This is a genomic window from Phocoenobacter uteri, from assembly GCF_900454895.1.
Lineage (GTDB): Bacteria > Pseudomonadota > Gammaproteobacteria > Enterobacterales > Pasteurellaceae > Phocoenobacter > Phocoenobacter uteri.
The window spans coordinates 984,563-1,000,636 of the sequence record NZ_UGTA01000001.1 but is presented as its reverse complement, the minus strand read 5'-3'; the positions used below and the strand labels follow the sequence as shown (position 1 = coordinate 1,000,636).

The 16,074-nt window shown below is 36.7% G+C and carries 7 protein-coding genes; all 7 read left to right on the top strand.

The annotated features are described in order from the left end of the window. The first annotated feature begins 28 nt into the window (after nucleotides 1–28). The 7 genes from cysQ (at nucleotide 29) to DYE60_RS04335 (ending at nucleotide 16,065) form a co-directional block, all read left to right on the top strand. On the top strand, nucleotides 29–835 hold the full coding sequence (gene cysQ / locus DYE60_RS04365; RefSeq protein WP_115315419.1) for a 3'(2'),5'-bisphosphate nucleotidase CysQ: 807 nt from the start codon (nucleotides 29–31) through the stop codon (nucleotides 833–835). 81 nt (nucleotides 836–916) lie between these two features. Then, a complete protein-coding gene (gene zwf, locus DYE60_RS04360) occupies nucleotides 917–2,401 on the top strand; it encodes a glucose-6-phosphate dehydrogenase (protein WP_115315418.1) in 1,485 nt (494 codons plus the stop codon). 6 nt (nucleotides 2,402–2,407) lie between these two features. Next, nucleotides 2,408–3,106 carry a 6-phosphogluconolactonase gene (gene pgl / locus DYE60_RS04355; RefSeq protein ID WP_115315417.1) on the top strand — a complete coding sequence of 233 codons (699 nt, stop codon included), beginning with the start codon at nucleotides 2,408–2,410 and terminating at the stop codon, nucleotides 3,104–3,106. Beyond that, a complete protein-coding gene (locus DYE60_RS04350) occupies nucleotides 3,103–3,804 on the top strand; it encodes a hypothetical protein (RefSeq protein WP_115315416.1) in 702 nt (233 codons plus the stop codon). The genes pgl and DYE60_RS04350 overlap by 4 nt, the downstream gene beginning before the upstream one ends. A 93-nt stretch (nucleotides 3,805–3,897) precedes the next feature. Beyond that, a complete protein-coding gene (gene gnd / locus DYE60_RS04345; RefSeq protein WP_115315415.1) occupies nucleotides 3,898–5,346 on the top strand; it encodes a decarboxylating NADP(+)-dependent phosphogluconate dehydrogenase in 1,449 nt (482 codons plus the stop codon). Nucleotides 5,347–5,442: 96 nt separating this feature from the next. Next, a complete protein-coding gene (locus DYE60_RS04340; RefSeq protein ID WP_115315414.1) occupies nucleotides 5,443–6,402 on the top strand; it encodes a hypothetical protein in 960 nt (319 codons plus the stop codon). A 267-nt stretch (nucleotides 6,403–6,669) separates the two neighbouring features. Next, nucleotides 6,670–16,065, top strand: coding sequence for a YadA-like family protein (locus DYE60_RS04335; RefSeq protein ID WP_115315413.1), 9,396 nt, complete (start codon nucleotides 6,670–6,672; stop codon nucleotides 16,063–16,065). The last annotated feature ends 9 nt before the right edge of the window (nucleotides 16,066–16,074 follow it).

Here is a 16,074-nt window from a genome sequence, read left to right as displayed (position 1 = left end):
GAATATTTTTAATAACAAGGATACGATAATGCAACAATTAACCCAATCAGTATTAGACATTGTCTATCAAGCAGGATTGCACTTAACGGAGTTTTATGCTGGTTCGGTTAAAATTCATATAAAATCTGATCGTACGCCAGTCACCGAAGCAGATCTATTTCTTAGCAAATTTTTAATCCATTCACTTTCAAAACTGACCCCCAACATACCAATCTTATCCGAAGAAAATTGCCAAGTGTCACTTGCGGAACGTTCACAATGGAAGGAATATTGGTTGATTGATCCTCTTGATGGTACGCAACAATTTATTGATCGAACAGGACAATTTTCGGTAATGATCGCATTGGTACGCAATAATAAACCCGTGTTAGGGATTATTCACGCACCTATTATTGATAAAACCTATTATGCGATTGAAAATCAAGGTGCATTTTTGGTTGAAAAAGGTAAAACATCTCGTTTGCAAAAAAATTGCAAAAAAGATAAAAAATCTGACCGCTTAGTTGTTACCACAAGAAAAGATACCCGCTTAATTGTAGAAGATAGTCTCATATCTTCACATCAGCTTGATTTTTTCTTTATGGGATCAAGCAGTTTAAAAGCGGGGCTTGTGGCAGAAGGAAAGGTGGATTGTTATGTTAGTCTTGGTAAAACAGGGGAGTGGGATACTGCGGCAGCTGAGGTGATTTTGTCTGAATTAGGTGGTGAAATTTATAATCTTAATTTTGAGCCTTTAACTTATAATCAACGAGAAACATTTATCAATCCTCCTTTTGTTATGGTAGGGGATAAAAGCATTGATTGGCAAAATATTTATCAATTTGATAGTTATTAACTACTGGTAACAACGTAAAAATTATTGCATAGTTATAACAAATTATTAACACGAATAATAAAAGGTAATATAGGTGTAAAAATGAACGCAGATAATAATTGTATTGTAATTTTTGGTGCATCAGGGGATTTAACATATCGTAAACTGATTCCTGCACTTTATGATTTATACAGTATCGGACGACTTACTGAAAACTTTTCTGTTTTAGGTGTCGCACGTAGTGAATTTAGCGATGAAACTTTCCGTGAAAAAATGCGCGGTGCATTACTTGAAGCAGGTAATGAAAGCAGTGAAATGTTAGAGAAATTCTGTTCACATCTTTATTATCAAGCAGTAAATACCTCAGATTCAAATGATTATGGCAAATTAGTGCCACGCTTAGCAGAGTTGCACGAACTTTATCAAACACAAGGTAATACACTTTATTACTTATCAACCCCTCCAAGTTTATACGGTATCATTCCAGAATGTTTAGCCGCTCACGGTTTAAATACCGAAGAAAATGGTTGGAAACGTTTAATTGTTGAAAAACCATTTGGTTACGATATTGAAACCGCAAAAGCGTTAGATATTCAAATTCATCACTATTTTGCAGAACATCAGATTTACCGTATCGATCACTATTTAGGAAAAGAAACGGTACAAAACTTATTAGTTTTACGTTTCTCAAATGGTCTATTTGAACCACTTTGGAATAGAAACTTCATTGATTATGTTGAAATCACAGGGGCTGAAGCGATTGGTGTAGGCGATCGTGGTGGTTATTACGATGGCTCTGGTGCAATGCGTGATATGTTCCAAAACCACTTATTACAAGTTTTGGCAATGGTTGCAATGGAACCACCTGCGATTATCAACGCAGATTCAATGCGTGATGAAGTGGCAAAAGTATTACATTGTTTACATCCATTAAATACTGAAACCGTAAAACATAATTTAGTGTTAGGGCAATATACCAGTGCGGAAATCAATGGCGAAAAAGTAAAAGGCTATTTAGAAGAAAAAGGCGTACCTGCAGAATCTAGTACAGAAACTTATATGGCATTACGCTGTGAAATTGATAACTGGCGTTGGGCTGGTGTACCTTTCTATGTTCGCTCAGGAAAACGCTTGCCAACACGTGTAACAGAAATTGTAATTCACTTTAAAACGACACCGCACCCAGTGTTTAGCCAAAATGCACCAGATAATAAATTGATTATCCGCATTCAACCAGACGAAGGAATTTCAATGCGTTTTGGGTTGAAAAAACCAGGTTCAGGTTTTGATTCAAAAGAAGTGTCAATGGATTTCAGCTACGCAGATTTAGCGTCGCCAAACTTATTAACTGCTTACGAACGTTTATTATTAGATGCAATGAAAGGCGATGCGACCTTATTTGCTCGTACTGACGCAGTACACGCTTGCTGGAAATTTGTTGAGCCAATTTTAGCCTATAAGAAAAATGGCGGACGAGTTTATGACTATGAAGCAGGTACTTGGGGGCCAAAAGAAGCGGATCGTTTAATTGCCAAAGAAGGCAAAGTATGGCGTCGTCCATCAGGTAAAATGAAGAAAAAGGTATAAAAAATAATGAATAAAACTATTTTTGATACTGCTCAACAAGCTGTTGAAAAGATCGCCCAAGAATTTAAAATGTATAGCGAACAGGCTCAGCCTGTTCATATTTCACTTTCAGGTGGAAGTACACCAAAATTACTTTTTAAAACACTTGCTCAATCGCCTTATAACACTGAAATAAATTGGAAAAACCTTCATTTCTGGTGGGGTGATGAACGAATGGTTGAACCAACTGATCCTGAAAGTAATTATGGCGAAGTGCAAGCGTTATTATTTGATCATATTGATATTCCAGCAGAAAATATTCATCGAGTTTTAGGCGAGAAAGAGGTGCAAGGTGAGTTAATTCGTTTTGAACAAGAGATCACTGATTGCGTACCAAACCAAGAGTTTGACTGGGTTATTTTAGGAATGGGAATAGACGGACACACCGCTTCACTTTTCCCAAACCAAACAGATTTTGATGACGAGCGTTTAGCAACAATTGCAGAACATCCTGAAACAAAGCAATTACGTATTTCAAAAACAGCACAATTGATTGAGAAAGCAAAACGCATTACTTATCTTGTAACAGGACAAAGTAAAGCGGTCATAATTAACCAAATTTTTGCAAATGATCCAAAAGCACAAAGCTATCCAGCTGCTAGAATCAAAGCGAGCAATGGTAATACCGAATGGTATTTGGATAAAGAAGCGAGTGAATTGTTGTGAACGCAATTATTCAAGCTATTTTATCTAACAGTGGAATGTTAGTAACTATATCTTTTTTATTTATATGGATTTTATGGTATATAAAAGAGCATTTCTATACTAGAAGAAAAGATAGACTTTCATTGGCTATTCAAGACTATGAACAGGTAGAGAAATTTTTTGTTAAAAATAAAATAGAGGAATTGGAAAGACAGCCTCAAATTATTCAATATATGGCTTGTAATACGATATCGGTGTTTAAGGGAATTACATTTGACCAAGTAATAAGTTGTGTAAGGAATGACATTACATTTTATGATTTCTGTAAATTTATTAATTTAGAAAAATTGAGAAAACAAGGCTATTTAACGGATAAATATGTTTTAAATAGGAGATATTGGCTTTTTAATAGTCCTCGTATATGGAAATGGATTTCTTGGAGTGTATTTGTTTGTATAAGTTTTATTTTTGTTATGCTTTATGTTGTATTTAAGGAAAATATCTTTAATTGGATTATTTTAATAGTAGAAGATAATGATTTATTTATAAATAGAGAAGACTTATCTAAGATTGTCTTGATATTTACATTTATATTAATATTTATAGCTGAGTGGTGTATGTTGTGGAGCTTTGATAAAAGAGATGAAATTCGAGAGCATATTTTGTGGTATGAAAAAAATAAAGATAAATTGAGAAAACAAAAAATCTTTTTTGAGTAAAACGAACTGGTTTGATTATAACGTGATCTGTGATTTTAATAAAAATCAGACCGCTAAAAAATTTTAAATTAAAAAACAAAACGAGGAGCAAAAATGAAAGGCGATATCGGTGTTATTGGCTTAGCCGTAATGGGACAAAACCTAATTTTAAATATGAACGATCACGGTTTTAAAGTGGTAGCGTATAACCGTACTACTTCAAAAGTTGATGATTTCCTAAATAATGAAGCGAAAGGTACGAATATTATCGGTGCGTATTCTTTACAAGATTTAGCGGATAAATTAGAAAAACCACGCCGTATTATGTTAATGGTGCGTGCGGGTGAAGTGGTCGATAAATTTATCGATAGCTTAGTACCATACTTAGACGAAGGCGATATCATCATTGATGGCGGTAACTCAAATTACCCTGACACAAACCGTCGTGTAGTGGCACTTCGTGAAAAAGGCATTCGTTTTATCGGAACAGGTGTTTCTGGTGGTGAAGAAGGGGCAAGATTTGGACCTTCAATTATGCCAGGTGGTCACGAAGAGGCTTGGCCATTTGTTAAACCAGTTTTACAAGCGATTTCAGCAAAAACGCCAGAAGGCGAGCCTTGTTGTGACTGGGTTGGTCAAGACGGTGCTGGTCACTTTGTGAAAATGGTTCATAACGGTATTGAATATGGCGATATGCAGTTAATCTGTGAAGCATACCAATTCTTAAAAGAAGGCGTAGGCTTATCTGATGATGAATTAGAAGCAACATTCAACGAGTGGCGTAAAACAGAATTAGATAGTTATTTGATTGATATTACAGCAGAAATCTTAGGCTATAAAGATGAAGACGGTAGCCGTTTAGTCGATAAAATCCTTGATACTGCGGGTCAAAAAGGAACAGGTAAATGGACAGGTATCAACGCATTAGACTTTGGTATTCCTTTAACCTTAATCACTGAATCTGTATTCGCTCGTTGCGTATCTTCATTCAAAGAACAACGTGTTGAAGCATCAAAATTATTCAACAAAACTGTTGGTAAAGTTGAGGGCGACAAAGCACAGTGGATTGAAGCGGTTCGTAAAGCACTATTAGCGTCAAAAATCATCTCTTACGCACAAGGCTTTATGTTAATTCGTCAAGCGTCAGAAGAATTTGGTTGGAACATCAACTACGGTAACACCGCATTATTATGGCGTGAAGGTTGTATCATTCGCAGTGCATTCTTAGGTAATATCCGTGACGCTTATGAAGCAAATCCTGACTTAATTTTCTTAGGTTCTGATAAATATTTCAAAGATATTTTAGAAAACAGCCAAGCAGACTGGCGTAAAGTAGTGGCGAAATCTATCGAAACAGGTATCCCAATGCCTTGTATGACATCTGCGATTACGTTCTTAGACGGTTATACATCAGCACGTTTACCTGCTAACTTACTACAAGCACAACGTGACTATTTTGGGGCTCACACTTATGAGCGTACTGACAAAGCACGTGGCGAGTTCTTCCATACAAATTGGACAGGTCGTGGTGGTGATGTTGCTTCAACCACTTATGATGTGTAATTTTTAGTTTAACACTAGGCTTAATAGAGAATATCTGTTAAGCCTTTTTTATATGCTTCTAAAAATTCGTACTATTAGAATGTGCGTGGAGGTAAAATGAATAATACATTGGTTAGAATTTATCAAGAGGATATGTTGCCCTCAAGTGGTTTATTACATTTGAGAATAGGCAAAAATTGTAATCAAGAGAAGAATGAAAGTAATATCAATTTTTTTCAGTCTGCGTTAGATTGTGAGTTTTTTAAAGAGAGAGAAACTCAAAAATGGTGGTTAGTTTTCTTTAAAAATAGTCCAGAACAACAAATATTTTGTGCAGAATTTATGGAATTACCTTTATTGGATAATATACAGGAAAATCAATGGCGAGAAACCTATGCACAAAAGATTAGAAATCGGCAGAATAGAAAAGAGATAACAAGGTTAGCTTTTGTTAACGCAGAATCGAATCAGGTTACGGATATGGAAATTTCATACGCCTCTTTGGGGATTCGATTGAGCCGAGCGATCAAGAGTGATGATTACCAACATAAGAGTTCGCACAGTGAACACGTTGATGGAAAAGGGTTGTCTTTTATTACTTGTCTTGAGGGGCAGCAATATCAATTTGAATATCGTATTTTATTGATGGCTCTTGCCTATGCTTATCTTAACGTTATGGAATCCCTGAGCAATAAATTGGCTTATGCTTCTCAAATTGCTAATAAGAATAATGATATTAAACAATTAACGTCTTTATATAAACGTGCGACAGAATTTAATGCACGTTTTTTCTTTTTACTTCCTGTAAAACATAAAAATACGAGTTTAGTTGAAACATGGTCGAATATTAAAGCGTCTTTAAATATTGTTCAAATAAATAGTGAATTGATTCAAAAGATTGATGATATCCACTACATTTTAGATTGGCAAAAAACACAAAAAGAGCAGTTAGATAGAGATAAGAAGCAAGAGCAAGATAATCAATTCAACCGTAAGATTGCAATTATTGGTACTGTTATTGCTTTCTTTGGTGTGCTTGAATTTTTATTAGGTTTGTATGAGTTTCTTTCTTCATAGCCTATTTTTTGCAATACCCGCTTGTTTGAAGCGGGTATATTTTCTTTAAAATTTACGTTTTTTAAAAGCGTATTTTCTTAGCCTTATGATTGTTGGTTTTTTGTAAAATTTGTGGTAATTACATCAAATTGCCTTAACAATAAACCTCTCTTTAACAAAAGCAACTTGTAATGCAATAACATCAATGTTACCCTGTTTAATAATTGTACGTGCTTTTAAGTAGGAAACTTAGTTTGGTACGTATGTTTATTTTTACAGAGAGAAATTATGAATAAAGTCTATAAAATTATTTGGTGTTGTGCTACGCAAACATTTGTTGCGGTATCTGAATTAACAAAAACAAAAACAAAAATAAAAATAAAATCAAGATCAGCTATCAATACAAATGTAAGTCGTCAAAATGTGGTGAAATTCAGGTTGGCAAAATTGAGTGTGGCATTGATGAGTGTTTTTGCCATAAATGCACAAGTAATGGCAACGGTAAACGAAAATTTGGTTTCTGGTGGATACAGCCAAATAGTTGTTATAGGTAATGCAACAGATAACAATGGTAATATTTCTGGAGCATTAAGAAAACGATTGCCTGCTGGTGCTAAGATTGGGGATCAGTCTGTTACCATTGGTAATGATGCTCTTGCGACGGGTAACTCTTCTATTGCAATTGGAGGTGATGATACCGATAAAGTAGCAAGTGAAACAATGCGTTATAAAAATAAGGTGATCACAATTCATCAAGATGGTACGGAAACGACGCAGAATGTTGATAAAAATATGACTGTTAAAGCGGTGTACGAGGAATTAACGGGGGATAATATGCAGAATCCTCGATATCCCGTCACACAAACTGGAGCAGGTGCGGTGACTATTGGTGTGAAATCACAAGCGAAAGGTACACTTTCAACTGCATTTGGAACAGGGGCTAATGTTGCAGAAACAGCGACTTTTGCATTGGCATTAGGTGCTGGAGCAAAAGCAACGCAGACTAATACGGTGGCTATTGGTGCGGGTTCTTTAACAGATGGTGAAGCAAAATCATATGATTTTGCAAAAGTACAGGCATTAGATAAAGATGGCAATGCGATCCCAAATGAGTTTACGACTTATGTATATCAACGAGATGCGGGAGGAGCGGGTAAACGATTATCGGCAGGTGATTATGTTTCTTTTGGTTCTAAAGGCTATGAGAGACAGCTTAAAAATGTTGCAGCAGGTGAGGTTTCTCCTACATCAACAGATGCTATCAATGGTTCACAATTAGCTACACTGGCAGGTCGACATCAAGGTCGTATGTCGAAAATGGAAGATAAAATCGGTGACGGTTTAATTTATGTTCATGTGAATGATGGTACAACAACGCAAGCAGCTGGAGATGCAACAAAAAATCTCGGTCTTATAAAGGAAAAAGCAGGCGCTGTGGGCAATTTTGCCGTTACCGTTGGAGTTAATTCAACAGCTACCTTAAGTGAAAGTATTGCAATTGGTAAATCATCTAATGTTTCTGCTGAATCAAGCATTGCATTAGGTGCTGATGCAAAAGCTGAGGGAAAATCATTAACATACGAAGATTCAAATCCTGATGATTTTACAAAGATTATTACGAAACAATCGAGTGGTCAGTCAATCGCAATTGGTAAAAGCACAATAGCACACGCAACCAAATCCATAGCAATAGGTGCAAATGCTTTAGCGGGTGAAGTCACGCCTAAAAATGGAGTAGAAGAGGTTCAAGGAATAGAAGCAATAGCGATAGGTTCTGATGCTCAAGCGTTAAAAAATGCCAATATTGCAATTGGTCAAAGAGCACAAGCGAAAGCTCATCAACAATCAATGGCAATCGGTAAAGATGCAAGAGCAGAAAATATTGGTACGATTGCATTAGGTACTGAATCGAATGCGACAGGAGAAGAATCTATTGCGATAGGTTTTAGTTCTAAAGCAACAGGTGAAGATTCAATTGCTCAAGGATATAGTGCGAAAGCTGAAGCTCAAAATGCTGTCGCGTTGGGTATCAATTCAAAAGTGTTAACAACGAATGCAACAAGTGGTATTGCAATTGGTCACAATGCAAAAGTTCAAGCACAAAATGGTATTGCAATAGGCGACGAAGCAGTGGTGAGTGGTGCAAGTAGTATTGCTTTAGGTGCGAGTAATACGGTTGCGAATACGAATACTTTTGTGCTTGGGCATAATGTCACAACATCACAAGATAATGCGGTTGTTTTAGGAAATGCCTCGACGGATAGAGCACATTCTTTGGTTACTGAAGGAGATGTGAATGGTGAAATCTATAATGGTTTTTCAGGTACAGCAACAGGCGTGGTTTCTGTTGGTTCAAACACCAAAGAAAGGCAAATTATCAATGTTGCTCCAGGTATAATTTCCGCGACTTCAACAGACGCAATAAATGGCTCTCAATTACATTCTGTGGCAAAGGGATTACAGGATAAAATCAAAAAACCGATTACCTTTACAGGTAATAAGAATTCAGATACGGATGCAGACAATGGGGCAGTAGCCCAAGATGGCACGCAACGAAAATTAGGAGAGTCGCTAGCCATTATTGGTGCGGCTACGAATCAAACGGCTCTTACTCGTAATACTGATAGTGCGACACAAGGCACATATTCAGCGAAAAATATTCAAACAATTGTGACAAATGGCGAAGTTCAAATTCAGCTTGCAGAAACCCCTGAATTTAAAGGTCTTGATTTAAAAAATGATAATAATACCACCACGTTAACCACCACAAATAAGGGATTAAGTGTGGGAGGCGATAAAATCACCAATGTTGGGAATGGTGAGATTTCGGCTACGTCAACGGATGCGATCAATGGTTCACAATTACATAATGCTGGCTGGGTTTTAAAAAATAATACAACAGAAAAAGATGATACGGTTCGAGATAATGATATCGTCAATTTCATTGATGGAAATGCAACTAAAGCGATTGTTGAAAGTAATGGTACAACAAGTAGCATTAAATATGATGTTGAAGTTGATGATCAAACCATAAAAGTTGTAGATGGAAAACTCAAAGTAGCCACTATCGATACAAACCTAAAATCAAAAGAGGTGGTTAATGGAGTTAATGATGAAACAGTTGTAACAGCAACTGGTAATGATGGTGATGAGAATCGTCAGTTTTCTGTGGGATTGTCTGATTCAATTAAAAATAAGATAACCGCGAATGAGCAAGGTGTTGCAGGTAATACCGCGTTAATCAATACAACAAAAGCAAATCTTAATAAAGCAATCGCAGATGGCGATCAAGAAAATAAAGATTTGATTGATGTAAATACAGGAAAAATTACAACAAATACGACCGCTATTGCTAATAATAGTAGAGATTTGGCAACAAAATTAGATAGAAATAGCATTCATTCTATTTCTAGCCAAGATTTAACGGTGTCTCAACCTAATTTAGTGGATGATGATATTGTACTGTCGATCAAAAATGAAGCTATTACAACTGCTAAATTAGCAGAAAATGCGGTTACAACAAATAAAATTACAAACAATGCAGTCACTAAAAATAAGATTGATACAACCGCTGTTGCCGATTTTGAGAAGAAATCAAAAGAGCAAGTATTTGGTGTGCAGAATGAAGTTGTTGTGACTCCCTCTTCAGCAGGTTCTGAAGATGATCGTACTTTTACCGTTGGATTGGATGAAACCATTAAAAATGATATTGCCACAGGTAAGAAACATACGACTGTGACGCAAGGGAAAGGAATTCTTGTTACGGAAGAAGGAACGAATACGGATGGCGGAAAAGTGTTTATGGTTAAGCTTGATCCTAAAATACAGGAAGGCATTGACACAAATAAAGAAACATTGAAAAACGCTAAACTTCAATTTGCTGGTGATACGGGCGACACAATTGTTAAAAAACTAGGGACAAAAATAGATATTATTGGCGGTAAATCATCCGAACTGACTAATAATAATATAGGTGTTGTGTCTGAAGCGGGTCAGCTTGTCGTGAAGCTTGCGAAAAATGTTGATTTAAGTGATTCGGGTCGTTTGATTATTGGAAGCACGAGCATTGATGATAATGGGCTTGTGATGGCTCAAGGTGGATCAAGTATTACTAAAGCGGGTATCTATGCAGGTGGAAAAGTAGTAACAGGCGTTGCTAATGGTGTCGCAGATACAGATGCGGTAAATGTTTCTCAGTTAGAAACAGCGAAAACGTCACTACAAAATAGTATAAATACAGTGAAGGCTAAAGCGGTCAAAAATGAAGGTGATATTACAAATAATGCAAATGTAATAACAGCCTTAGGTAATAATACCATTCAGCTAATTGGTGATACAGGTACGACAAATTCTCAGGCATTGAATAGTAATATCGTGTTTGATATCGAAGGAGCTGAAGGCGTAGAGACAGAAGCGAAAACAGGCACAAATAAAGTGATTGTTAAGCTTAATGAGGTAACAAAAACGCGTTTAGCTAAAGCGGATTCTGGCTTACAAAATATTCAAACCACAGTGAATGGCGATCCGTTAAAAACCTTGAATCAAGCAGATGGTACGCAAAATTTTGCTCAAGGCGATAATATTGTTTTGGAAAATGATCGTGGGAGTTTGAAAGTATCAACGCAGAAGAATGTAAATTTTGATTCTGTGAATGTGAAAGGTGTTGTGATCAACGAGTCGGGTGTTAATGCAAATAATAAGAAAATCACTAATGTTGCGAAAGGAACAGCAAATGAGGATGCAGTTAACTTTGCTCAATTAACCGAGACAAATAATAAGGTCACAAAAAATGAAGGCGATATTCAAACGAATAAGAATAGTATTGCAACCAATAAAGCAAAAGTTGAAGAAGGACTGAATTTTGCAGGGAATACTGGCACGGCGATCAATAAGAAGCTAGGTCAGACTCTGACGATTAAAGGTGATTTAGCTGACGCTACAGCGGCGTCTAGTAATAATCTGCGAGTAGATTCAACAGGTAATGAGTTAGTTATTAAACTTGCTGATTCACCAAGTTTCACTGGAAAAGTGAGTGCGGTAGGACTTGATGCAGGTAATCAAAAAATTACGGGTGTAGCTAAGGGAACAGAGAACACTGATGCAGTAAATGTTGAGCAATTAAAAACAGCAAAAACGGTTGTTGCACAAGGAACAAATGTTTCGATAGCTACACCGACTAAAGGTGTGAATGGGGAAGATGTTTATACTGTAAATGCAGATGGTTCGAGTGTGTCTGGTTCTGATGCAGTGAGTGTTATTAAAGGTATTAAAGATACGACAACGAATATCACAGATTATGCGATAGATTTAAGTGCGGCATCAAAAGCAAGCTTAGTGAAAGCGGATAGTGCATTACAATCAATTATTACTCAAATCAATGGGAATGAGGTAACGACGTTAACGAATGAAGCCGGTAAAAATATTGCAAATTTTACAACTGGTGACAATATTGTTTTGACTCCAGAAAATGGGGCAATCAAAGTATCAACGGCTCAAAATGTTGCCTTTGGTCAGACAACAGTTGGTGGTATTGTTACTAACGCGACAGGTATCAATATGAACGGTCAGGGTATTACCGCTCTTGCAAGCGGTGGTGATGTCGATACCAATGCTGCAAATATTGGTGATGTTAAACGTTTAGCCGATTCAGCTACAACAAAAGTAGCCGTTGAAGAACCGTTAAAAATTGCAACGACAGTCAACGCCGATGGCAGTAAAACACATACTATTGGTGCTAAATTTGAAACGTTAACATCAGCAAATGGTGTAGTTGCAACACCAATAAATGTGGATCGTTTTATGACCGCGGGCAATATTGCGGATATGATCAATAAATCTGGTTTTAACGTGCAAGCGAATGGAACAGGGGATGAATTGGTTAAATCTGGAGAGACGGTTGGATTTAATGATGGTGCGAATGTTGCTATTACTCAAACAGGAAAACAGTTTGAAATTGCAACGGAAGATACAGTTGTAACAGCGGTTACTGGTGGAGCAATTAAAGTTGTAGCCACAGAAGATGATGATGTTACTACAGCAGATGAATTTACGCTTGATTTAACTGATGTAACCAAAGCAAATATTCAAAAAGGTGTTGATGCTAAAGCATTAGTTGATACAAAAGGTTTCACTTTTACAGGTGATACAGGACAAACTAATTTAGAAAAATTAGATAGTATTGTTGCTGTGAATGGTGATAGTAATATCAGCACGGTTGCTGGCAATGATAAAATTCAAGTTAAATTGAATGATAATATCACTGTGCAAGGCGTTACAACCAATTCTGCAACAATCAATAATGCGTTAACAATCTCACCAAATGCAAATATCAATATGGGTGGAAATGTTATCCACAATGTGGGTAATGGTGTACAGGATACTGACGCAGTTAATCTTTCTCAATTAAAAGCTGTTGCTAAGGTATCAAAAACGGTAGTTGATTCAGGAAAAAATGTTACTGTCGATAAGGTCGTGGGTCAGAATGGTGAGGCAGATACTTATATTGTTAATGCCAAAGATACAACGGCACACGCAGGTTCTGATGCAGTCACAGTCGTAGCCACAACAAATACAAGTGATGTAACGGATTATGTGGTTGATTTAAGTACGACATCTAAAGCGAGTCTGGTGAAAGCAGAGAGTGCGTTGCAAAGTATTAACACCACTGTAAATGGACAACCGTTAAAAACATTGACTCAGGATGATAATGCTCAGAATTTTGTTCAAGGTAAAAATATTGTTTTAGCAAATAAAAGTGGCAACTTAGAAATTGCAACAGCACCAGAGGTTGAATTTGATAAAGTGACCGTTGAAGGGGTTATTATTGATTCTAATGGTATCAATGCTGGTAATAAACAAGTTAAAGGTGTTGCAAAAGGTACAGAGGGAACAGATGCGGTTAATGTGACTCAGTTAACCGAAGCAAAAGAGAGCTTACAAAGTAACATTGATGTGGTGCAAGCGAAAGCGGTTAAAAATGCGGAAGATATTGCAAATAATAAAACAGTTCTTGAATCAGGCTTAAATTTTACTGGGGATACGGGCGATCTTATCAATAAGAAACATGGTCATACGCTTGCAATTATTGGTGGTAAAACATCGGATTTAACAGAGAATAATATTGGTGTTGTGTCTGAAGCGGGTAAATTAAATGTAAAATTAGCAAAAAATCTAAACTTAACTGAATCAGGTAGTCTTCAGTTGGCGGATACCACTTTAACGAATAATGGTTTAGTTGTTGGTGGTAATCAAGGACCTTCTATTACCAAGAGTGGTATTAACGCAGGTGAGTTGAAAATTACCGGTGTTGCCGATGGTGTGGCGGATCATGATGCGGTGAATGTTTCTCAATTAAAAGATGTTGCTACTTCAAGCAAAACCGTTGTTGCAAAAGGCAAGCATATTGCAAGCGTTGTGAAAACGACAGGAACGGACAAAACGCCTGACATTTATACGATAAATGGTATGAATATTGAAGCTGGTTCTAATGGGTTGGCTGTGAGTGAAGATGCGACAGCAGGTAAATTTACAATTGATCTGAGTGATACAACTAAACAGGCATTAGCGGGTGTTGATGTTGGATTTAATATCAATGCGGATAATGGAAATGAAGATAATGTTAAATTAACAGAAACCATTCATTTTAAAGGCGTGGGGTCGAATCCAAATATCGTTACAAGGGTTGATGATAATGAAATCATATTGGATCTAAATAAAGTGGTCACGATAGGCGATGTTAATTCTGGCGATAATGCGATTGTTATCAATAGTAAAACAGGCGAAATTACAGGACTAGATAATACAGCGTTTGATCCTAATGTAGTGTATAACAGCAAGCGTGCCGCAACAGAAGAGCAATTGAAATTGGCTTATGAGAAAGGTCTTGCAGATGCCAAGAAATTCGCTAATGAAAAAACTTTTGGTTTAAAGGATTCTAAAGGCAATGAATTAGTCAAGAAAGTTGATTCGGTGATTGATATTGTCGGAGCAGATAATAATCTTTCAACAGAAGTAAAAGATGGTAAGTTAACTATTAAACTGGCTGACACTTTGACTGATATTAAGAGAGTTACAGGATTAGACGATCATCTAGATGTTGTTACCTCAGCAACTAAACAGGGTGTTAAACCAAAGGGTGATTTAGCGGCGATCGGTCACGATTCGGCGACAGTGAACGATATACTGAGTGCAGGTTGGAACTTAGAAGTTGAAGGTGAAGCAAAAGATTTTGTTACAGCTTATGATACCCTTAATTTTGAAGGAGAGGGGGCTATTACCGTTACTCATGAAGCCAAAGAAGGTAAACAAAATATTAAGATTGGTATTCAGAAAGGGAAGCTGGAAACAGATTTGAAAGGCAATGTGGTTGCAAAACCTGAGTTGAACGGATTTGTGACAACACAAGAAGTAGCTAACGCAATCAATAATGCTGGTTTTAATTTATCAACTAATGGAGCGGATGCTAAACTGATTAAATCAGGTCATCGAGTTGATATGAAAAATACAGATAGCAATCTTGTGATTTCTCATAAAGATATTCTTGAGAGTGGTAAAGTCATTGGACAGGAAGTTAACTATGATTTAGCAAAAGATATTTCGATTGATAAAGCAGAGATTAAAAATAGCTTACTTATTGGTGATGTTGAGATTACTCAGGCTCAATCCGATGTAATAACGCAAGGTAACCAATCAACAAATGCTCTTGATTTAGGGGGAAAAACCTTAACGAATATTGCGAATAATTTGCGTAATGGCGAAGGTAAAAGAGAGAATGCTCCTACAAATGTTAATCGTAAAAATGCGGCAAGTGTCAATGATGTTTTAAATACAGGCTGGAATTTACAGGTTGAAGGAGAAGAAAAAGACTTTGTTAAATCGTATGATACCGTGAATTTTAAAGGTGAAAATGGTATTAAGATTAAGCATAGCAATGCAAATGATGTAAATGAGATTACTATTGCATTGGAATCGGCAAATTTTGGTGAAAATAATAACGGTACATCAAGTAATGCAACAGCAGGTTTTATCACAGCGAAAAAAGTGGAAGAAGAGTTGAATAAATCTGGTTTTACACTCACGGCACAGGGCGAAGATGCTTCTTTGGTACAACGTGGGGAATCCGTAAATTTTCAGAATACAGATGGAAACCTAAAAGTTGCTAAAACAACGAATAATAATGATGTAAGTTTTGATTTAGCGGATGTAATTAGCATTAAAAAAGTAAACGCAGATCATATCAATGTGAATAATGGTTTAACCGTTGGGGCGGATAAAACAGGCAAGGGTGGAATTCAACTTGGTCAAGACGGTACAATCAGAGGAGTAAAATCAGATCCCAAAGATCCAACTTCAGTGATGAATGCTGGTGAGGTAACTAAATTGATCAATGGCAGTAACGCAAAAATAGAAGATGGACTTAATACGATATCTACAAGGGTAGATGAGGTTGCAGATAATGCCAATGCGGGAGTGGCTGCTGGTATTGCAACGGCTAATTTGCCTCAGCCTCATGATTCGGGTGCAAGTATGATCAGTGCTGCGGTTGGGCATTATCAAGGGCAACAAGCGATAGCAATTGGGTTATCAACTATTTCAGATAATGGAAAATGGATCATTAAAGGTTCATTATCAGAAGGTACACAAAAGAATTTCAGTGCAGGTGTGGGTGTCGGTTATCAATGGTAGAATTTTATT